The sequence below is a fragment of the Achromobacter spanius genome (genome assembly GCF_003994415.1).
GTDB classification, from domain to species: domain Bacteria; phylum Pseudomonadota; class Gammaproteobacteria; order Burkholderiales; family Burkholderiaceae_B; genus Achromobacter; species Achromobacter spanius_C.
Genome location: NZ_CP034689.1, coordinates 796,173 through 817,238 on the forward strand (window position 1 = coordinate 796,173; position 21,066 = coordinate 817,238).

The window sequence follows — 21,066 nt, forward strand, 5'->3', positions numbered from 1 at the left end:
TTTTGATACGCTGAGCAAACGGACAAGGGCTGGTACGCCCTTGCGGCATTTCAAGGAGCACGACATGGAACTTTCGAGTTTGTCTTTTTCCGATCACGAGTCGATTCCGGATCGCTATGCGTTCGGCAAGATCGATGCGCAATCGCACGTCGCGCTGGCTGATAACTACAACCCGCAGTTTTCCTGGGACAACGTCCCGGCGGGAACGCAGTCGTTCGCGTTGATCTGCCATGATCCGGACGTGCCGTCGCGGCCCGATGATGTCAACCAGGAAGACCGCGAAGTCCCAGCCGACCTGCCGCGCGTTGATTTCTTCCATTGGGTGCTTATTGATCTGGCGGCTGACATGCGCGAGATTGACGAAGGCGCCTTTTCCAATGGCATCACGCCCCGTGGCAAAGGCGGCCCTCTGGCGCCCATGGACGCCCGCCAAGGTATCAATTCGTACTCGTCGTGGTTCGCCAACGACCACGACATGAGTGGCGATTATTTCGGCTATGACGGCCCGTGCCCGCCCTGGAACGATTCCATCGTGCACCGCTACGTGTTCACCCTGTATGCGCTGGACGTCAGCAGCCTGAACCTGAACGGTTCGTTCACGGGCGAAGACGCGCTGCGCGCCATGCAGAAACATGTGCTGGCGCAGGCGTCGGTAACGGGGACATACACGCTCAACCCGCGTCTTGCCCCCAAGCAGATTGGCGCCACCGAGGCCTAGTTTGCGTCACGGGCAACCTCGATAGGGCCGCGATGCGGCCCTTTTTTCGTTCAAGGGCCGGCGGCGCAGCGGTGAGGCTGGCCAACGTCGGCGCCGTCGTCACTGCCACTCCGTCGCCATTGCATGAAAGTTCTTCAAGTCGGGTTGAGCAGCGTTTTCGGCCAGCAGCCGGTGCCGTGGTTTTCGCGCTCTTCGACCGAAATTTGCCCGCTTCGGGCGCATTTTGGCGGCAATTGATTCCGGCTGACGGGGTAAACTACGCAGATTCTTCGGGTTTACCCACCCGACACTGCTTTCTCCTCTCTTACCGCCTCAGGAATCCCCCGTCATGTTTGACCGCAACCTCACCTTGTCCAAGGCTGACCCGGACGTTTGGGCCGCCATCCAGAAGGAAGACGTACGCCAAGAGCAGCACATTGAGCTGATCGCTTCGGAAAACTACGCCAGCCCGGCCGTCATGCAGGCCCAGGGCACGCAGCTTACGAACAAGTACGCCGAAGGCTACCCGGGCAAGCGGTACTACGGCGGTTGCGAATACGTGGACGTGGTTGAACAACTGGCCATTGATCGCCTGAAGCAGATCTTCGGTGCTGAAGCCGCCAACGTGCAGCCCAACTCGGGTTCGCAGGCCAACCAGGGCGTGTACATGGCCGTGCTGAAGCCGGGCGATACCGTGTTGGGCATGAGCCTGGCCGAAGGTGGCCACCTGACGCACGGAGCGTCGGTCAATGCTTCGGGCAAGCTGTACAACTTCATCTCGTATGGCCTGGACGAAAACGAAGTCCTGAACTACGAGCAAGTTGAGCAACTGGCCAAGGAACACAAGCCCAAGCTGATCGTGGCCGGCGCATCGGCCTATGCCCTGCACATCGATTTCGAACGCATGGCCCGCATCGCGCGCGAAAACGGCGCGCTGTTCATGGTCGACATCGCCCACTACGCGGGTCTGGTTGCCGGCGGCGCCTATCCCAACCCGGTGCCGCATGCCGACTTCGTCACGTCGACCACGCACAAGTCGCTGCGCGGCCCGCGCGGCGGCGTCATCATGATGAAGGCCGAGCACGAAAAGATCATCAATTCGGCCATCTTCCCGGGCATTCAAGGCGGCCCGCTGATGCACGTCATCGCCGGCAAGGCCGTGGCGTTCAAGGAAGCCCTGGATCCCAGCTTCAAGGACTACGCGCAGCAAGTGGTCAAGAACGCCAAGGTCTTGGCGGACACGCTGGTCAAGCGTGGCCTGCGCATCGTCTCCGGCCGCACCGAAAGCCACGTCATGCTGGTTGACCTGCGCGCCAAGGGCATCACGGGCAAGGAAGCGGAAGCCGTGCTGGGCCAGGCACACATCACGGTGAACAAGAACGCCATCCCGAACGATCCGGAAAAGCCCTTCGTGACCAGCGGCATCCGCCTGGGAACGCCGGCCATGACCACGCGCGGCTTTACCGAAGCCGAAGCCGAACTCACCGCCAACCTGATCGCCGACGTGCTGGACAATCCGCGCGACGAAGCCAACATCGCCGCTGTGCGTGCCCGCGTCAACGAACTGACCTCGCGCCTGCCGGTCTACAGCAAGCAATAAGCATCCGGTGACAAACCTTCGGGGGTTTACCGCCGAAGGATCACGACACGCAAGGGACGGCCCCGCAAGGTGCCGTCCCTTTGCTTTCAGGGCGGCGGGCGCTATCCTCGTTCCTAGCCGTGATGATATTGGGGACGAATTAGCCCGTCTCGACGCTTCCCGGGGTAGCGTCGTTACAATATGCTCAAATTTTGCTATCCGTGCCTATAGGGAACACACATGCGGTGTCCATTTTGCGGCCATGCCGAAACGCAGGTTGTCGACAGCCGGGTCTCGGAAGAGGGCGATGCCATTCGTCGTCGCCGCCGTTGCCTGTCTTGTGACAAGCGCTTCACCACCTATGAACGGGTTGAGCTCGCCATGCCTTCCATCGTGAAGCGCAACGGCAGCCGCAGCGACTACGATCCCGTCAAGTTGCGCGCCAGCCTGAGCCTGGCGCTGCGCAAACGCCCCGTCAGCACCGAAGACGTGGATGCGGCGGTTGCGCGTATCGAAGAACAACTGCTGGCCAGCGGCCAGCGTGAAGTGCCGTCCGAACATATCGGCGAACTTGTCATGAACGAACTGCGCAAGCTGGACAAGGTGGCCTACGTTCGCTTTGCGTCCGTTTACAAAAGCTTCGAGGACATTGGCGAATTCGTCGAGGCCATCCGCGAAATGCAAGGGCCGCTGCTGCCCGGCAAGCTGCGCAAGGAATAAACACGGTTCACGCGCCCGCGAATAACGGCGCTTCGGCGCCGTTATTGCATGGGGGCCGACCGCGCCAGGCTGGGCGTATTCGGCTGGAACTTGCGCCAGACCCGGCGCATGTGCTGCGCGGATCCAAATCCTGACTTCTCCGCCACGCGCTCCAGATCCAATCGCGTTTCGCGCAGCAGGTCGCGTGCCAGCGCCACCCGGATCTGATAGAGGTAGTCCATCGGCGTACAGCCAGCGTGTTCGCGAAAAAGCCGGGTCAGGTGGCGCGGGCTGGTATGCGCCTGGTCCGCCAAGGATTGCGCGGACCAGGGCGCCGCCGGATTGCGGATCACCGCATCCTGGACGCGGTGCACGCCGGGGTGCATGTGGCTGCGGTGTTCCAGCCACGGCGACAGCGCGGAGTCCGTGCCCGCGCGGCGCTGGTAGACGACCATGTCGCGGGCCACCTCGCTTGCCACGCGCGGCCCGCAATGACGCGCCACCATATGCAACGCCAGGTCGATGCCCGCCGTGATGCCGGCGCTGCTGACCAGGTTGCCGTCTTCAACGAAGATTCGGTTGTCGTGCACGCGCGCACTGGGGTCGATGTCCGCCAATTGCGCAAGGCAAGAATGATGCGTGGTGCAGTCGCGCAGGCGGGTCAGCCCGGCGGAGGCCGCGAACAACGCGCCCGCGCACACCGTCATCAGCGTGAACTGGTCCGCGGGGTGGCGCAGGGCCAGCCAGTCGATGATGGCGTGCGCATCCGGCGAGTCCAGGCGCGTGTGCTTGTCTACCACGCCCGAAATAATGACTAGCGCGTTGGCGGGCAGAGCGGCCGGTAATGGCCGGATGCGCGCCAGATTCAAGCCCGGTAGACCACTTTCCACTTCAGGTGTTGGGCCGCAGAAGTGCTGTTCGAATGTTCCCGGGCATCGCTTTTCGGCGACGCGGAACGCCTCGGCGGGCCCCGCCAGGTCCAGCAGGACGATGCCCCGCGTCAGGATGAAATACACGGGAATCATGCGGCGCTTTGCCTTGTTCAGCCGGCCAATGCGTCGGCCGCGTGGGTGATGCGGGCAAAGCGGCCGTTCAGCACCAGCTCGGTGTGGTCCCGGATCTCGGCGGGGGTGTAGTGCTTGCCCGAGGGGCTTTGCATGGCGAAGGTCAACGTGGCGTCCGTCGGGAACACCACCTTGAAGCCGGCGTCGCTGGCGTGGCGCGATGTCGTCTCGCAGCACTGTTCGGTACGAATACCGCTGACGATGATGCCTTCGATGCCGTTTTCACGCAGCCAGTCGTGCAGTGTTGCGCCGTCTTCGCCCTGTGCATACAGCGACGAATGTACGGTTTTGTGGAACACGGCCGTGGGCGAAATGCGCAATTCCTCAAGCGTCCTGACGTGTCCCGAGGCAAGGGAAAACGGGTTGGCGGCATCGTCGGACGGGCTTTTGTGGAACACCTGAAGCACCGGAATACCCTGGGCGCTGGCTGAATCGATCAGCCCTTGGATCTTGGTCAGAAATGCGGGATATTCGGCTTCGTCCCAAAACGGACGGTGGCGAAAAGACTCTTGTGCGTCGATGACGATCAGTGCTTGCTTCATGTTCCGGGCTCCTGGCCAAGGATTTTAAAGGGTGCGAACGTATTCTGCGCGACATATCGGCCCTGAACGAGATCCCCCCAAGCCACATACCAGCCCAAAACGGACATGCGGGTGGCCGGCGCGCTTGGGGCCAGCATACGCCGTGCGAGTGCCCGGAGGTCCACCGCACACCTGCGGCCAGACATACAATTCCGCCATGACGACCCCAAGCGAATCCGACGATATCTTCTGGATGCGGCGCGCCCTGGCGCTGGCTGAAAGCGTGCTTTACACCACATCGCCCAACCCTCGCGTGGGGTGCGTGATTGTGCGTGATGGCCGGGTGCTGGGCGAAGGGGCCACCCAGCCACCCGGCGGCCCCCATGCCGAGATCCGCGCATTGCGCGACGCCGCCGCGCATAACGAAACGGTGGCGGGCGCCACGCTGTACGTCACGCTGGAACCCTGCAGTCACTTCGGGCGCACCCCACCCTGCGTGGATGCCGTGCTGGCGGCAAAGCCGGCGCGCGTGGTGGTGGCCATCGGTGACCCGAATCCGCTGGTCAATGGCCAAGGCCTGGCCCGTTTGCGCGCGGCGGGCATCGCGGTGACGACAGGCGTCTGCGCCGAAGAGGCGCTGGCGATCAACGCGGGGTTTATCTCGCGCATGAGCCGCGGCCTGCCTTGGGTCTGGATGAAGATGGCGGCGTCCCTGGATGGTCGCAGCGCCTTGCATAACGGCATGTCGCAATGGATCACCGGCCCCGAAGCCCGTGCTGACGGCCATCGCTGGCGCGCGCGTAGTTGCGTGGTGCTGACCGGCATGGGCACTGTGTTGAAGGACGATCCGCTGCTTAATGTGCGTGACGTTGAAACGCCGCGCCAACCGCGCAAGGCGGTGGTGGACGGCATGTTCGCCATCCCCGAAACCGCCCGCTTGTTCGATGGCGCTGAAGTGATTATCTTCACCGCGCGTGAAGACGCCGCCAAAGCCGCGCGCCTGGCCGACAAGAACGTGCAAGTTGTGGTGCTGCCGGGCGCGATGGCGGGCCGCGTGGATCTGCCCGGCATGATGCAATGGTTTGCGCAGGCACAGTTCAATGAAGTGCATGTGGAGGCCGGGGCGGGCTTGAGCGGGGCGTTGGTGGCATCGGCTTGCGTGGACGAGTTGCTGCTGTATCTGGCACCCGTGCTGCTTGGTGACGCCGCAGGCATGGTTCGTTTGCCGATGCTTGAGCATCTGGATGCCGCGCGACGCTATGCATTCATCGAGAGCACCCGGGTGGGGGCGGACCTGCGTCTGCGCGCGCGCGTTGAAGGCGCTTGGCGCACGCTGATGCAGCGCGTTGCGTTGCCGCCAATTGCCTGATCCACACGGCGCAGCGCTTCACAAGCGTACGCCACAGGCCATGGCGGCGTGGTCGCGTGTGCTAGCACTCGGACTCAACGGCTGCTAATGCGGTCGTGCAAAGTCGGGTTGGCGATGACCGGCGTCGCGTTCGGCACGGCAATTGCAGCAAGTTTGCGAATGATTCACTTGCGTGGTTTTCCTTGCTGAAAACCCGCATTACGATTTTGATCATTACGCCAAATGAATTGCCACAAAACCGTCAATTGGCTTTAGCATAGGTGCATGACTTGGCGCTCCGTGCATACGGCCATCACCGAACCGCGCTACACGCCCTCGTCACCACGGATTCCCGTGCCGCGATATCGGCGCTATTTCACAACCGAACCGGCACGCTGCTGAACGAAGCGCAACGCGCTCTTCAGAACGTCCGCTGCCATCGCATGGCGGGCGCATCGGGCTACTGCTCGAATCATAAGAATCCATCGGGATATCGCTCATCCCTTCAAATCATTGCTGTCCATTTCATGTGCAGTCGCACCACGCGTGCCTGCCACAGCAATATGCTGAAGACGAGCCAGTTAACTTATTCACGTAAGTTGCATTCCCTGACGGAACTTGTGTCAGGCGCGTGCAGCCTAAACGATAAGGGTCCGATCGTGCTTCATGGTTGCTGTGTGGCGAAAGCAACATAACAACTGGCCGGAAATGCCAAATGCGAGTTTGACTAGTATTGCGCAGGCACTTAGGCACAATGGGGACACGTAGGCGTAGTGAATTTTTCGCGTGTTGTAGGAGGTTTCCGTGCAAAACATCGTCGAAGGCTTCAAGTCGCAGTATGCAAGAGAGCAGGAGTCAGAGCTTTCTCTTGAGGAATATCTGAACCTCGCCAAACGTGATCCCATGGCGTACGCCAGTCCCGCTGAGCGCATGCTTGCGGCAATCGGCGAACCCGAGGTCGTGGATACGCGTAACGACCCACGTCTTTCCCGTTTGTTTTCCAACCGGACCATCCGGCGCTATCCGGCGTTTCAGGAGTTCTACGGCATGGAGGACGTGATCGGGCAGATCGTCGCGTTCTTCAAACACGCCGCGCAGGGGCTGGAAGAGCGCAAGCAAATCCTCTATCTGTTGGGCCCTGTGGGCGGCGGCAAGTCGTCCATTGCGGAACGGCTGAAGGCCCTGATGGAGAGCTATCCCATCTATGCGCTCAAGGGCTCGCCCGTCAACGAATCACCGCTGGGCCTGTTCCATCCGGAGCGTTTTGGCGACACGCTTGAAAAGGAATACGGCATTCCGCGCCGCTACCTGACGGGCATCATGTCGCCTTGGGCAGTCAAGCGCTTGAAGGAATTCGACGGCGACATTTCGCAATTCCGCGTCGTGCGCCTGAACCCCTCGGTGCTGCGTCAGGTGGCCATCGCCAAGACCGAACCCGGCGACGAAAACAACCAGGATATCTCCTCGCTGGTGGGCAAGGTCGATATCCGCAAGTTGGACCGCCACTCGCAAGACGACCCGGATGCCTACAGCTATTCCGGTGGCTTGTGTCTGGCGAACCAGGGCCTGCTGGAATTCGTCGAGATGTTCAAGGCTCCGATCAAGATGCTGCATCCCTTGCTGACGGCCACGCAGGAAGGCAACTTCAAGGGCACGGAAGGCTTCTCCGCCATTCCGTTCAACGGCACGATCCTCGCCCACTCGAACGAATCCGAATGGCAGACCTTCCGCAACAACAAGCACAACGAAGCGTTCCTTGACCGTATCTATATCGTCAAGGTGCCTTACTGCTTGCAGGTGTCTGAGGAAGTCCGCATCTACGAAAAGCTGCTGCACCACAGTTCCTTGTCGGCCGCTCCGTGCGCGCCGGGAACGCTGGACATGATGGCGCAGTTCTCCGTGCTGACCCGCCTGAAAGAACCCGAAAACTCCAGCATCTATTCCAAGCTGCGCGTGTACGACGGTGAAAGCCTCAAAGACGTGGACCCGAAGGCCAAGGCCTTGCAGGAATACAAGGACTACGCTGGCACGGACGAAGGCATGAACGGGGTGTCCACGCGATTCGCGTACAAGATCCTGTCCAGCGTCTTCAACTACGACCAGACGGAAGTGGCCGCGAACCCGGTGCATCTGATGTACGTGCTGGAACAACGGATCGGCCGCGAAGACTATCCGGAAGAGATCCGCCGCCGGTATCTGGAATTCATCAAGGGGTTCCTGGCGCCGCGTTATGCGGAATTCATAGGCAAGGAAATTCAGACTGCCTACCTGGAATCGTATTCGGAGTACGGCCAGAACATCTTTGACCGCTACGTCACGTTTGCCGATTGCTGGATTCAGGACGAAGAATTCCGTGATCCGGAAACGGGCGAAAGCTTCGATCGCAGCGCGTTGAACGACGAGCTGGAAAAGATCGAGAAGCCTGCTGGAATCGCGAACCCGAAGGACTTCCGCAACGAGATCGTGAACTTCGTGCTGCGGGCGCGTGCTAATAACAATGGCCGCAACCCGACCTGGACCAGCTATGAAAAGCTGCGCGAAGTGATCGAGAAGAAGATGTTCTCGAATACGGAAGATCTGCTGCCGGTGATTTCGTTCAACGCCAAGGCTTCGGCCGAGGACAAGTCGAAACACCAGAGCTTCGTGGATCGCATGGTGGAAAAGGGCTACACGGAAAAGCAGGTCAGGCTGCTGTGCGAGTGGTACCTCCGAGTGAGGAAGTCTTCCTGAGCGAGGTGAATCATGAATTCACTGATCGATCGCCGTCTTAACGGGCGCAATAAAAGCGCCGTCAACCGCGAGCGTTTTTTGCGGCGCTACAAAGACCAGATCCGCAAGGCGGTTCACGGGATGATCCGTGACCGCTCCATTCAGGATATGGATCAAGGCGGAGAGATCAATCTGCCCGCCCGGGATATTTCCGAACCCACGTTCCACCACGGTTCGGGCGGGGATCGCGAGATGGTGCACCCGGGCAACCGCGAGTTCGCCAAGGGCGACACCATCGACCGGCCGCAGGGTGGCCAAGGCGAGGGCGGGTCCGACCCTGGCGAAGGCGAATCGGTTGATCAATTCACCTTCAGCTTGTCGCGGGCCGAGTTCCTGAACCTGTTCTTCGAGGACCTGGAGCTGCCGCATCTGGCGCGCAACCAACTGGGCGAAGTCAGCCAGAAGAAGTGGCAGCGCGCCGGTTACACCACGACCGGCTCGCCCAGCATGTTGAGCATCAGCCGCACGCTCAAGTCATCGTTGGCGCGTCGCGTTGCGCTGAACGTGAAAGCGCGCGCCGATCTTGAAGACGCTGAAAAAGCCTTGGCCGAAGCCCAAGCAGCGGGCGCGCCCGCCGCGACCCTCCGCACATTGGAGCAGGAGGTCGAGGACTGTCGCGAGCGCCTTGCCCGCGTGCCGTTCCTGGATGACCTGGACCTGCGCTACCGCAATCGGGTGTCAGTCGCCATTCCGATGGCGCGCGCGGTCATGTTCTGCTTGATGGACGTTTCGGGGTCCATGGACGAAGGCAAGAAGGACCTGGCCAAGCGCTTTTTCACCCTGCTGTACCTGTTCCTGTCGCGTAAGTACGAGCACGTGGACCTGGTCTTCATCCGCCATACCGATAACGCCGAGGAAGTCGACGAACAGACCTTCTTCTACGACCCCAAGAGCGGCGGCACCATCGTGCTGTCCGCGCTGGAGCTGATGCGCGAGATTCTGGAAAAGCGCTATCCGCCCTCGGGGTGGAACGTGTACGCGGCGCAAGCCAGTGACGGCGATTCTTTCGGCGCCGACGCGGGCAAGAGCGCGCGCTTTCTGGCGGAGCATCTGCTGCCGTCGACACGGTACTTCGCCTATATCGAAATTCCCGACTCGCAAGAGGCTCGCAAGAGCAGCCTGTGGGCCGAGTATGAACAGAAGCTGGAGCCGCATTTCGTCATGCGGCGCATCTGCGATCGCGGCGAGATCTTTCCCGTGTTCCATGACCTGTTCAAGAAGGAAACCGCATGAATGCCATCGTGGGTGCTCTCGTGGAGCCGGGATCGGCCGGCGGCGCTCGGCCGATATCCCAAGGATCCGAATGGACGTTCGAACTGATCCAGTCCTATGACGACGCGATTTCCAAGGTCGCGGCCGAGTACGGCCTGGATACGTATCCGAACCAGATCGAGGTGATCACCTCGGAACAGATGCTGGACGCCTATGCGTCGGCCGGGCTGCCTATCGGCTATCCACACTGGTCTTACGGCAAGGAATTCATCCGCAACGAGCAGTACTACCGGCGCGGCATGCAGGGCCTGGCGTACGAGATCGTCATCAATTCCAACCCGTGCATCTCTTATCTCATGGAAGAAAATTCCATGACGATGCAGGCGCTGGTGATTGCGCACGCGTGCTATGGGCACAACTCGTTCTTCAAGGGCAACTACCTGTTCAGGCAATGGACCGACGCTGATGGGGTGCTGGACTACTTGGTATTCGCGCGCAAGTATGTGATGTCGTGCGAAGACCGCTACGGTATCGACGCGGTGGAAGCCTTGCTGGATTCCTGCCATGCGCTGTCGCACCACGGGGTGGACCGCTACAAACGGCCCGCGCCGATGTCGTTCAAGGAAGAGGCCGCGCGCCAGGCCGAGCGCAAGGAACATGCGCGGCTGCAATACAACGACTTGTGGCGCACGTTGCCACGCCTGGAAACCGACAAGGACACCCGTACCGACACGTCGGTGTTCCCGCCGGAGCCCGAAGAAAATCTGCTGTACTTCATTGAAAAGTACTCGCCCAAGTTGGCGCCCTGGCAAAAAGAGCTGGTGCGTATCGTCCGCAAGATTGCCCAGTACTTTTACCCGCAGACGCAAACCAAGGTCATGAACGAAGGGTGGGCCACGTTCTGGCACTACACCATCCTGAACCGCTTGCATGAAAAAGGGCTGGTCAACGACGGCTTCATGATGGAGTTCCTGCAAAGCCATACCAATGTGGTCAGCCAACGCGGCTTTGACGAACGCGGTTATGGCGGCATCAACCCGTATGCGCTGGGCTTTGCGATGATGTCGGACATCCGCCGTATCTGCGAAGCGCCCACGCCCGAAGACCGGAAGTGGTTTCCCGATATTGCGGGGGGCGATTGGCAGAAGACCCTGGACTTCGCCATGCGCAATTTCAAGGACGAGTCCTTCATCTCGCAGTACCTGTCGCCGCGGCTGATCCGCGAGTTCCGCTTGTTTGCAATCTCGGACCATCAGTCGAATCCGAAGCTGGAAGTGGCCGCCATCCACAACGACGAGGGCTACCGCGACATTCGCCGTCTGCTGGCCGCGCAGCACAACCGCGACAACCAGGTGCCGGACATCCAGGTGGTGCGGTTCAACCGCGATTCGGATCGCTCATTGGTATTGCGGCATTTGAAGAGTCGTGGCCGCCCCTTGGCGGGCGAGGATGCCGAGCAGGTGATGAAGCATCTGGCGCGCCTGTGGGGCTTCAGGGTCAGGCTGGAAGAAACCGAGCCGGACGGCACGGTCAGCTCTTATCGCGAGCAGGAACCGCCGTCTTCGCACTGAAAGGTAAAAAGGGGGGGCACACTGAGCTAGAGCGCTCGGTGCGTCCCCCTTTGTGCTTCGGCTTGCTGCGTTGCGCCGAAACCTGCTAGAATCGCGGATTCGCAATTTTCGTAGTGCCTTTTTACCTACGAAATTGCCGATTAGGACAGGTGGCCGAGCGGTTGAAGGCGCACGCCTGGAAAGCGTGTATACGTCAAAAGCGTATCGGGGGTTCGAATCCCCCTCTGTCCGCCATGAATCTAAGTAAGCTGCTGTTTTTACTGAAAATTTTTAGCTTACTATCAAGCTGCTATCAAAGCAACTATCAAAAGCCACGGCTCATGTCGTGGCTTTTTTTTTGGGCTCCTCGCCGATTTCCGAGAAGGCCCTCCGAATCTTTAGGCCATGGTTAACCTTGGCTTGCTGTGCACAGTTAGGCGGGATTACTGATAATCGCTAGGCCTTCAGTGGGTATGAACGATAGCTTGCGGGGATAAGCGGACAGTAATAAAAACACGGATCATTGGGCCGCCGTCGAGGAGAGCCGCGAATGCGCGACATTGATCTTCCTGCACTGCAGATCGCCTGCCGCACCCTAGCGCGGCAAGCATTTTGGTCTGAGCAAGGCACACCCGAAATCGCCTTGGCTCAGCTTGCCGGCGAGTTCGTTCGACTCGCCAATGAACAAGTCGTCAGCCTAATCGAATCGGGCCGAGATCCCAACATAGTGACCCGTGCGATTGCCTACTTAACATATACCCACGTCGTTCCATCCAACGGTTTGGCGAAGTGGTGGTTCGCCGAGATGCTGACCTGCCTGCTTGAACTTGCAGTCCCTACAATGATTCAAACCCCCGAGTCGGGCTCCTTCCTTCATGATGTTCGGGAAGGAATTGCAGAAGTGACGGGTCCAACTGAGCTGTAAGGAGGCGCGGTTAGAATCGCTTCGCAGGCGTCACGGCCGCATCTTCGCTGAGGGGCGAAACTTCGCGCTGCTTTTCACTGTAGCTGCTGCATTCAGCACCGCCCGACAGCTGGGCGCAGCAATATTTCTTCCCCAGCCTACCGTCAGAGCGACGCATTACCTAACCAACCCGGAAGTTGGCAAATCGCTGGTTTATGACTGCAAACGACGACGACCGCGTTGTGGTGGGCAGTGATCATTGCCCCATCGCTCAGAACGTTATTCTGCATCCATGCGGTCGTGTTCCTAGCCGCTCAGGAGCAGAGATTTCCCTGCGTTTGACGGTCCGATCCTGGCGTTGCCGACTTTGATCTTTGCGAAATTGCCAAAGTTATTTGGTGGTTGATCCGATACAGCCGCCACGTTTAAGCTGGTTTTAGCGCGCCACGGCTCGGCCCCTGGCTCGCCCCTCAACCAGCGCCGCAACGCTGCCTGAAAGACGACTGCCTCAACGGCAATCTGCACTTTCAGCCTCTCCCGTTTGTCCATTGAGTGCCCCTGATGGTCTGGGCGGCTTCGTTGCGCGCACCTGAAACGAAGGAATGTGCCATGCCTAGCATACCCAACACCGTGACCTCGACCGCAGAGGGCTTCCAGCCCGCCTTCGCTCGCGTCGCCCAGAACAACGACTTCGATTGTGCCTTCGCGTGTATCGCCAGCATCACAGGGAAACCGCTTGCAGAGGTCCGCGAGCTTGCAGTGAACCGGTTCAAGCATCCCGCGCATGGTCCCTACTGGATCACCGAAGACCTGATTGCCGGACTTCTGGCGCACTATGGCTGGGTTGCCACGGTTTACAAAGAGGTAAGCAAGCTGGCGGATGTCCCGGATCTGGCCATCCTGATGGTGGACTACGACCCCGACAAGGAAATCGGCCGCCACGTACTGTTCCACCGTGCGTCGGCGAGCCACTCGCCAAAGACCACCATTGCCTACGTGGTAGATCCTGCATACTGGATCGAGACGCCCGCGCATGTCCGAACTGATCTCAAGCCGCTTGGCGCGGCTTGGTATATCAGCGTGCATCCCATGGCCACGAAAAGCGCCGCCGGCAAGTAGAGCTAGGGGGTGACCAGCTCCGCCATCGTGACATCGAGTGCGCATGCGATGCGCTGGATGTTGGCGATCGATAGATTGCGTTCCCCGCGTTCCACAGAAGACACGTAGTTCGGATGCAGGCCCGCCCTTTCAGCCACCTGCTCCTGAGTTAGCTGCTTTTCTTTGCGAATGCGGCGCATGTTCGCGGCGAACAACACCTGCGCATCACACTTTTGCGTTGGGTTAGACATGCCGCAGTTTTTCTTATCCCTTACCTCCCATCCACACACTTTGGGTTTGGTTTTGGTACATTTAGCCCTGCAACCAAACCCAAAGTGTGATTTTTAAGAATTTCTAACCCCTTGATATGCAGACCCAACTAAAAGCCTTTAGCAGACACCCCATCCACAAAGCGACGCTAGCCTTCGTAGGCATTGTTGCGGCTCTTCTCACGACAGGCTGCGGAGCAGCGGCGCCAGGCAATGCGGAAGCCAAAAACTACCTTGAAGGCCGATTCTCTGGCTGCCCTCTGTGGACTATTTCAAACGCGAGGAAGATCGACAGCGTCCGCCGAGGCGACAAGTTCCAACTCGACTACGAAGCGACATTGACGTTCCGAGACGATTTCGCCCGCACCACCTACGCAGGTGTACGTGCATTCGTCGATGACCCTCGCAACAAACCCTGCATGGACGAAATGGGCAATGTCGTCGCTGGCATGGCGGGCGCGGTGAACGCGCAAACGCGACAGACCGTGCTGCAAGGGGCGGTGCTGCTAATCCAGTCCGAACAAGGCTGGCGACTTCTCGGACGTCCCCAAGAAGAATTCGTCATGCCGGGCCGCTAGCTATACGCCCGTTCTGTTTTCAGCCCCACTTTTAAGGACTTCATGATGCGTTCGTACGCGTTGGTACTACTTCTAGCGCTCTCAAGCCCTGCCGCCCTTGCAGGAGTCACGGGCAAATACATCAAACAAGGCGGCGAGCTAATCGTCAAAGAATCCCAGCAGGGCGTCCAGTTCGCCTTTAGCACCAATGTGGGCACCCATGCATGCAGCCTGGGAGAAGACGACCCGTTATTTGCTCGTCCCATTGACGGCACCCGAGCGGCCTGGACTTCGGAAGACCCGGCAGACCAGTGCGTCGTGCTGTTGAACTTCTCCAATCGCGCCGTTCAAGTGACCACGAAGGGATGCGACAGCTACTGCGGCATGAACGCTGCGGGTTCTATGGCAGGCAAGTACAGCCAGAAGTAACCCTTTCGACTAGCAGCATCCTCTGCAGGAGCCAAGGCCACACACCTTGGCTCTTTTGCATTTCTGATGTCCAACGTCTTTTTGCGAATCAAAAGCGAAAGCCCATGCAAGCATCTCACTGTGACACTTCCTTGGCCGCACAGGGCCGCGGTCTACCCATTCCTCTTGGCCAAGTCGTGGCAACTCCGGGTGCGTTGAACCTATTACAGCGCGCGCGCCTGAACCCGTTCCAGATGCTGTTGCGCCACCGGTCTGGAGATTGGGGCGATGTTCAACCGGAAGATGCCTTGGCCAACGAGGTAGCGGCTATACATGGCAACCGCGTCATATCCTCGTATGACGCAGCGGGTGAGCGGTTATGGATCATCACGGAGGCCGATAGGTCCGCTACTACGCTCATGCTGCCAGAGGAATATTGAACATGGGGTCAAACCAAAATCCTGGTAAATCGGCCACGCATAGAGCTCCATTGCGTGACCTTTGCGCGATGCTCTGTCTGTTGCCAAAGACTGCAGATCCTCATATCGACTTCGCAGAGGCAGATCCCGAACTCCTGCTGGCATTGGCCTCGCAACTAGACCTCACTCTTGATTGTCTGCATAAAGGGATCGCCGGGCTTGGCGCGCTCCTCGCCTGTGTCCCACTAGATGATGCTGGCGATGCCGCCGCGCCACAGCACTCTATTGCAAGTGTTGGCGCGCTACTTGCCGATCTGGGAGAGGTACTCCTGTATATCGGTGAGCTCTCTAGCGCTTGTCGACCCCATCTGGCTGATTACGCGCCTTGAAGTCGCTTCATTCGTCCAACCTTCCCGCCGTCAATGGTGCACTTTCAACGAGGATTCCATTTCAATCATGAAATTCCCGAGCAGACATGCTGCCAAGGTAGCAAAATCAAAGGCCTCCAAGGCTCAAAGTGGCTGCGTCAGTAGCGCCGCATCATTGACGGCGGAGCATTACATTGATGCAGCCCGATCAGCCGCGACGAAGAAGGCCTATGCGTCCGATCTCGCTCACTTTTTGGCGAACGGCGGAGAGCTGCCGGCGACGCCGCAACAACTATCCGCATATTTGGCAAAGCTCGCGGCAACTTTGGCTGTAGCGACCATAGAGCGAAGGCTTATCGGAATCCACCGTGCCCATCAGGATCGAAACCTCATGTCGCCCGCTGTCCATGTCAGCGTGCGACAGACAATGCAGGGCATACGTAGAACCTTAGGTACAGCGCAACGTCGCGTCCGAGCCATCGTCAAGGACGATCTGTTAGAGATGCTTGCCCTGATCGACCAGCAGAAGCCGGTGAGAGCCGCACGGGACCGAGCGCTTCTACTAATTGGCTTCGCGGGAGCATTCCGACGCGCGGAACTTGTTGCCGTTCAGTATGAAGATATAACAGTAGTAGATGAAGGCATCGAGATTTTGCTTCGGCGTTCCAAGACAGACCAGGAAGGGGTGGGGCGAATCGTCTTTATCCCGCGCGCCAAAGGTGCCAGGTGCCCAGTCGCTGCCATAGATCAGTGGGCAGCATTGAGCGGAATAGACACCGGTTACGTATTCCGAAGGGTGACGCGCCACGACACCGTAGGAAGTCGTCCACTTACCGGTCAATCAGTCTCGCTAATTCTCAAATCAGCGTATCAACGTAGCGGTGGCAATGCGAGTCTTGTGGCCGGGCACAGCCTGAGAGCGGGGTACGTAACCACCGCTGCGATGGCTGGTTTACAGCCTTTTCAGATTCAGCAACAGACGGGCCACCGTTCGACGGCGACCTTGGCTCGATACATCCGACCAGTGGAGCGGCGCAAGATACCAACCCTGCTCTAGAACAGAATCCTTTGGAGGGACTTAGCGCATTCGGGATCAGCCTAAGCACCTGCCTGCTCTTGCGGCCGCACCCTATCCGCTCATCTGGCCGGTCTTCAAGACTGTCCGCGGTCGAGGTTTTGTGAGAACGCAACTGGCGATTTCCATCGCCCCTCACTTCTTGCCGAACTCGTGAAAATCGATGATGCGGCGCTCTGCGGGCGGATTTACACACACGGTTGAGAAGCGCGCCAGTTGACACCGTCTGGGCCAGAAGTGGACTGCGATTATTTATTCCGCGCCTTCTGTGCGTTGGCCGCCAAGACTCCCCCGACGATGCTTGCGAGCACAGGTCCTACTATCGGGATAAAACCTGCGGCAATGGCGCCAGACGCAGCAGCAGTGGTCCATTTCAGATTGCCAATTGGCTCACGCGAAATGCCTTTTGCGACAGTCGCCTTCTCAGCTAGATCCACCAACTCAAGAATCCGCGACGCCGATATGTTCAAAGCGTCCGATGCCAGCTTCAGCTGATCAACCGACAGCGAGCTTTCCCCTTTTTCGATACGGGACCACGTCGAAGGACCAATTCCTATCGCCTTAGCTAAGTCCCCCTGAGTCAAGCCTGCCGCAATGCGAACCTGTGCCAGAACGGCTCCGACAATGGCGGCGTATGTAGTTACAGGCTTCATTTCGGTCATCGCTTACTCCGGCTTGTGGCGAACGTCAACATCCTACGCCATTCACCGTTCCGTGCAAAGTCTCTTCTGCTACAAATTTCCTTTATAGGCATACTTGCACTACATGCATATATGCAATACAGTGCCTCTATCTGCCGAACGGCGACACTGACCATCTAATTGGAGAAAGCAATGAAGCACGAGAGCCTCGACCAACAAGCCACGGCTGTACTTAGAAAATATGTGATGGCGGCCATAGCCACGGGGGCTATCCCTGTGCCCGCCGCGTCAGCTGCGATCATTGCCGAGAACGCCCTCATGGTGAATCACATAGCAGGCGCGTACGGCAGCAAGATAAGCGTAGCGGATATCGCTAAGTCGATAGGCCTTCTCGGTTCGGCAAACCTTGCTGGACGTGCGGTTTTCGTCGAAGCCGCTAGATTGCTCAGTTGGGGTGCAGCATTCACGGGAGCGCCCGCGCTTGTGTCGGCTATCGGCGCTGGCACGGCGGGTCTTCAAACGTACCTAATCGGGCTTGTCGCCATCGAAATCGCCAAGCAGGGTGGCGTAAGACTATCGCCGCCCGCGACGGCCGCCATCTTGCACTACGGTCGAGAGAGCTTTGAGGGGTTCCGCACGGGGGGATGATTGCGGTTGGCCTTGCCTCGTCCAACATGCACATTGTCGCAACGACCTCCGCTCGTCACGAAGACGTGTTGACAGACACAACTCCCCGCTAGCCACAAAAGCGGGGTGGGTCAGATCCGGGCACAATACGTAGCTTTCGGGTCTGCAGACCAGTTGATGTGAGGGGAAAACGCGTGACTGAAAAGGCGAAGAAGCTAGAAGAATTCGTCCGGTGGGTTGAGCTCCACGTCAAAGGCGACGAGAAGGGTGAAGCTCAGATCTTCTTGGACCGTCTCTTTCAGGGCTTCGGGCATTCCGGCTTTCGGGAGGTAGGTGCCACATGCGAGGAGCGAGTTAAGAGGGGCGGGACGGGCGGCACAGCGTTCGCGGACCTTGTGTGGAAACCACGCGTCGTTATCGAGATGAAACGGCGGGGAACTGATCTTAAGAAGCACTACAGTCAAGCTTTCAGTTACTGGACGTATTTGGTTCCAAACCGGCCAAGATACGCAGTGCTTTGTAATTTCGACGAGTTTTGGGTCTACGACTTTGAGACTCAGATGGATACCCCTGTTGACCAGATTCCGCTAGCGGACTTGCCCAGTCGCTACGGAGCTTTGAACTTCCTCTTCCCGGGAGACGTTGCTCCCATATTCGGGAATCACCATGAAGACGTGACCCGCGAGGCTGCCGACAAGCTTGCAACCTGCTTCAATTCCTTGGTTGACAGAGGCATTGAGCGTCCTCTAGCGCAGCGCTTTATCCTCCAAATCCTCTTGGCTTTTTTTGCCGAAGATATCGGCCTGCTTGAGAAGTACCTGGTTAAGAGGCTGTTCGGGGATTGCAAATCTCCTCAAGATACCTATGACATCCTCGGCGGGCTTTTTGAAGCCATGAATCGTCCGGAGGGCAACGGCGGCGGCCGATACAAGGGTGTTGCTTACTTCAATGGCGGGCTCTACGCACTGCCCGCCAAAATCGAGCTATTGCCTGAAGAGGTTTTCCTGCTTAAGGATGCCTGTGACTTCGACTGGTCTAAGGTGCGACCCGAGATTTTTGGGACGTTGTTCGAGCGGTCTCTTGGAGAGACTGAGCGACATGCAAAGGGGGCACACTTTACCTCGCCGGTTGACATCATGAAGATCGTGGGGCCAACTATTGTTGAGCCTTGGCGGCAAGCCATTGAGGCCACCAAGACGCTAACTGAGATGCAGGCTCTTGCTAACCGCATGCAGACATTCACGGTTTTAGACCCGGCATGCGGAAGCGGCAATTTTTTGTTTACGGCTTATCGTGAGCTGAAACGCCTTGAGGCCCAGCTATATCTGCGAATGGCCGAGCGGTTCCCCAGGTCGGTGGACGTCAACCAGCGAACACTTGGGTTCGTGACCACCACGAACTTCTACGGTATGGACGTGAATCCATTCGCCGTTGAGATTGCCAAGGTCACGATGATGTTGGCTCATAAGCTTAGCATCGATGAACTTCATGTCTCGGAGTCCGCGTTGCCCCTGGACAATCTCGACAGGAACATCGTACATCGCGACGCATTAGTGACTGAGGCGGGGGCCAAATCAGAGTGGCCAAAGGTCGACGTCATCATCGGCAACCCGCCATTTTTGGGTGTCAAAAAAATGAAACCAGCGCTTGGTGCCGAGTATATCAAGCGCATCCGCGTGGCCTATCCTGAGGTGCCTGGAATGGCCGACATGTGTGTGTACTGGATCAGGCGGACGCACGACGAACTGCCTGCTTGCACAGTCGCTGATCCGCTGCGAGGCCGGGCTGGGTTGGTCGGTACACAGAACATCAGAAGCAACGAATCCCGCATCGGAGGCTTGGACTACGTGAGCGCGAGTGGAACCGTGGTTGAAGCTGTGGAGAGCCAACCGTGGTCGGGTGAAGCCAACGTTCATGTCTCCATCGCTAACTGGACCAAAACGCAAGACGAGAAGCTCCTACCTGCGTCCAAACGCTTGTGGTTTCAATCAAAGACGTCGCTGCGCAGGCCGAAGAGCGCCAAAGGCACGTTACTCGCGGCCAAAGAATACGATTTGGACATGAGAGAGGTCTCATACATTAGTTCTGCACTGTCGGACACTACCGACTTGAAAACCGCAGCGGTCCTTTCGTGTAACTCCAAGCCAAAGCGTACGTTTCAAGGCGTGACTCCGGGCCATGAGGACTTCGTTCTTCAGTGGTCTGACGCACAGGCGCTAATTGCCGAGGAGCCAGAGGCGGAGGAGCTATTAAAGTCCTATGTCGTTGGCAAGGAGGTGCTTGGCGGCGCGACAAAGGCCACGCGAATGATTCTTGACTTCGGTCAACGCGATTTGTTGGACGCGCAGCAGTTTCCAAAGGCGCTTGCGTTAGTCAAGAGGAACGTATTACCCAAGCGCATGAAGGCAGCTGAGAAGGGGGAAGGCGGCGATAAAGAAGAGCGCTCACACCATGTGCAGTTTCTCGAACGATGGTGGCAACTCTCTTATCGTCGAACGGATCTTCTGGAAGCGATTGCACGCCTTCCGCGCTACCTCGCGTGTTCGCGCGTGACATCGCGTCCCATCCTGTTCTTCGTAGACTCACAGGTGACACCGGGGGACGCGCTTCAGGTGTTCGCCTTCGAAGACGACTATAGCTTCGGAATTTTGCACTCGAAGCCTCACATTGAGTGGTTCATGAGCAAGCGCTCGAACATGAAGTCAGACCCGCGCTATTCATCGTCCAACGTTTTCGGCACGTTCCCTTGGCCACAGTTTCCAACAGCTGCGAAGGTCGATGCGGTCGTTATGGCGTCGCGCAAACTGCAAGCGGTTCGCTCAAATGCACTCAAGGCAGCCAAAGGTGGCCTCAGGGCGCTATATGACACCTTAGCGCTCCCTGGAAAGAACCTTCTGCGTGACGCCCACGCCGCTTTGGACAAGGCTGTAATGGACGCGTATGGCTTCTCAGTTGGGAAGGATTTGCTCGCGCAGATTCTCGAGTTGAACGCTGCTGTTGCGGCCCGGGAGAGTGCTGGTCAGCCTGTGACGCCTCCGGGGGTGCCGACCAGTGTTTTTGATCCGTCGGTTTTGGTGTCCAGTGATTGTGCTGTGCGGCCTGCCGAGCGGCTGATAGGCACCGCTTGATCCTATACCTTGGTCCATAACATTCAGCCTTCATCGTGCTCTTGGAAACGTCCGCTCTTCGGCTGGTGACGGCATCCAAATTTCCTCGAGGGGCCATTCGCACCACATAGTCGGCATCGGCCAATTGAAGCTC

Annotated in this window: 18 protein-coding genes and 1 tRNA gene; 15 read left to right on the top strand and 4 right to left on the bottom strand. The window is 58.6% G+C overall.

The window, feature by feature from the left end; genetic code table 11:
• The first annotated feature begins 64 nt into the window (after nucleotides 1-64).
• The 3 genes from ELS24_RS03540 to nrdR all read left to right on the top strand — a co-directional run bounded on the left by ELS24_RS03540 (nucleotide 65) and on the right by nrdR (nucleotide 2,996).
• Nucleotides 65-718 (top strand): YbhB/YbcL family Raf kinase inhibitor-like protein, encoded by a 654-nt coding sequence (locus ELS24_RS03540; protein WP_050447137.1) that lies wholly within the window; start codon nucleotides 65-67, stop codon nucleotides 716-718.
• Between the two features lie 328 nt (nucleotides 719-1,046).
• A complete protein-coding gene (gene glyA / locus ELS24_RS03545) occupies nucleotides 1,047-2,297 on the top strand; it encodes a serine hydroxymethyltransferase (protein ID WP_050447138.1) in 1,251 nt (416 codons plus the stop codon).
• A 219-nt stretch (nucleotides 2,298-2,516) separates the two neighbouring features.
• Nucleotides 2,517-2,996: a transcriptional regulator NrdR gene (nrdR, locus tag ELS24_RS03550; protein ID WP_050447139.1), complete on the top strand. Its 480-nt coding sequence runs from the start codon at nucleotides 2,517-2,519 to the stop codon at nucleotides 2,994-2,996.
• A gap of 41 nt (nucleotides 2,997-3,037) precedes the next feature.
• On the opposite strand, the gene ELS24_RS03555 is transcribed toward nrdR, so the two are convergent.
• Both ELS24_RS03555 and ELS24_RS03560 read right to left on the bottom strand, forming a co-directional pair.
• Entirely contained in the window at nucleotides 3,038-4,000 is a 963-nt protein-coding gene (locus ELS24_RS03555; protein WP_127183410.1) for a GlxA family transcriptional regulator, read from the bottom strand.
• A 17-nt stretch (nucleotides 4,001-4,017) separates the two neighbouring features.
• On the bottom strand, nucleotides 4,018-4,581 hold the full coding sequence (locus ELS24_RS03560) for a cysteine hydrolase family protein (protein WP_050447142.1): 564 nt from the start codon (nucleotides 4,579-4,581) through the stop codon (nucleotides 4,018-4,020).
• A gap of 196 nt (nucleotides 4,582-4,777) precedes the next feature.
• Here ELS24_RS03560 and ribD point away from each other — a divergent pair, with 196 nt between their 5' ends.
• The 7 genes from ribD (at nucleotide 4,778) to ELS24_RS03595 (ending at nucleotide 13,462) form a co-directional block, all read left to right on the top strand.
• Nucleotides 4,778-5,929, top strand: coding sequence for a bifunctional diaminohydroxyphosphoribosylaminopyrimidine deaminase/5-amino-6-(5-phosphoribosylamino)uracil reductase RibD (ribD, locus tag ELS24_RS03565; RefSeq protein ID WP_050447144.1), 1,152 nt, complete (start codon nucleotides 4,778-4,780; stop codon nucleotides 5,927-5,929).
• A gap of 792 nt (nucleotides 5,930-6,721) precedes the next feature.
• The gene (locus tag ELS24_RS03570; protein ID WP_370641244.1) at nucleotides 6,722-8,638 is read left to right on the top strand and encodes a PrkA family serine protein kinase; all 1,917 of its coding nucleotides are present in this window, start codon (nucleotides 6,722-6,724) and stop codon (nucleotides 8,636-8,638) included.
• A gap of 12 nt (nucleotides 8,639-8,650) precedes the next feature.
• A complete protein-coding gene (locus tag ELS24_RS03575) occupies nucleotides 8,651-9,910 on the top strand; it encodes a YeaH/YhbH family protein (RefSeq protein WP_050447146.1) in 1,260 nt (419 codons plus the stop codon).
• On the top strand, nucleotides 9,907-11,460 hold the full coding sequence (locus ELS24_RS03580) for a SpoVR family protein (RefSeq protein ID WP_050447147.1): 1,554 nt from the start codon (nucleotides 9,907-9,909) through the stop codon (nucleotides 11,458-11,460). The genes ELS24_RS03575 and ELS24_RS03580 overlap by 4 nt, the downstream gene beginning before the upstream one ends.
• 143 nt (nucleotides 11,461-11,603) lie before the next feature.
• Nucleotides 11,604-11,694, top strand: a tRNA-Ser gene (locus ELS24_RS03585).
• A 295-nt stretch (nucleotides 11,695-11,989) separates the two neighbouring features.
• Complete coding sequence (locus ELS24_RS03590; RefSeq protein ID WP_127183411.1) at nucleotides 11,990-12,364, top strand: hypothetical protein; 375 nt, start codon at nucleotides 11,990-11,992, stop codon at nucleotides 12,362-12,364.
• Nucleotides 12,365-12,952: 588 nt separating this feature from the next.
• Nucleotides 12,953-13,462 carry a hypothetical protein gene (locus ELS24_RS03595; RefSeq protein WP_127183412.1) on the top strand — a complete coding sequence of 170 codons (510 nt, stop codon included), beginning with the start codon at nucleotides 12,953-12,955 and terminating at the stop codon, nucleotides 13,460-13,462.
• Nucleotides 13,463-13,464: 2 nt separating this feature from the next.
• On the opposite strand, the gene ELS24_RS03600 is transcribed toward ELS24_RS03595, so the two are convergent.
• Nucleotides 13,465-13,692 carry a helix-turn-helix domain-containing protein gene (locus ELS24_RS03600; RefSeq protein ID WP_127183413.1) on the bottom strand — a complete coding sequence of 76 codons (228 nt, stop codon included), beginning with the start codon at nucleotides 13,690-13,692 and terminating at the stop codon, nucleotides 13,465-13,467.
• A 116-nt stretch (nucleotides 13,693-13,808) separates the two neighbouring features.
• On the opposite strand from ELS24_RS03600, the gene ELS24_RS03605 reads away from it, so the two are divergent.
• The 3 genes from ELS24_RS03605 to ELS24_RS03620 all read left to right on the top strand — a co-directional run bounded on the left by ELS24_RS03605 (nucleotide 13,809) and on the right by ELS24_RS03620 (nucleotide 16,519).
• The gene (locus ELS24_RS03605; protein WP_127183414.1) at nucleotides 13,809-14,288 is read left to right on the top strand and encodes a hypothetical protein; all 480 of its coding nucleotides are present in this window, start codon (nucleotides 13,809-13,811) and stop codon (nucleotides 14,286-14,288) included.
• A 42-nt stretch (nucleotides 14,289-14,330) separates the two neighbouring features.
• The gene (locus tag ELS24_RS03610) at nucleotides 14,331-14,696 is read left to right on the top strand and encodes a hypothetical protein (RefSeq protein WP_127183415.1); all 366 of its coding nucleotides are present in this window, start codon (nucleotides 14,331-14,333) and stop codon (nucleotides 14,694-14,696) included.
• Between the two features lie 647 nt (nucleotides 14,697-15,343).
• Nucleotides 15,344-16,519 (top strand): site-specific integrase, encoded by a 1,176-nt coding sequence (locus tag ELS24_RS03620; RefSeq protein ID WP_240669444.1) that lies wholly within the window; start codon nucleotides 15,344-15,346, stop codon nucleotides 16,517-16,519.
• Between the two features lie 266 nt (nucleotides 16,520-16,785).
• Here the strand turns inward: ELS24_RS03620 and ELS24_RS03625 are convergent, their stop codons facing one another.
• Entirely contained in the window at nucleotides 16,786-17,199 is a 414-nt protein-coding gene (locus ELS24_RS03625) for a helix-turn-helix domain-containing protein (protein ID WP_127183416.1), read from the bottom strand.
• A 171-nt stretch (nucleotides 17,200-17,370) separates the two neighbouring features.
• Here ELS24_RS03625 and ELS24_RS03630 point away from each other — a divergent pair, with 171 nt between their 5' ends.
• Nucleotides 17,371-17,826, top strand: a complete 456-nt coding sequence (locus tag ELS24_RS03630; protein ID WP_127183417.1) for a DUF697 domain-containing protein — start codon at nucleotides 17,371-17,373, stop codon at nucleotides 17,824-17,826.
• Nucleotides 17,827-17,999: 173 nt separating this feature from the next.
• Nucleotides 18,000-20,933: a DNA methyltransferase gene (locus tag ELS24_RS03635; RefSeq protein WP_127183418.1), complete on the top strand. Its 2,934-nt coding sequence runs from the start codon at nucleotides 18,000-18,002 to the stop codon at nucleotides 20,931-20,933.
• The last annotated feature ends 133 nt before the right edge of the window (nucleotides 20,934-21,066 follow it).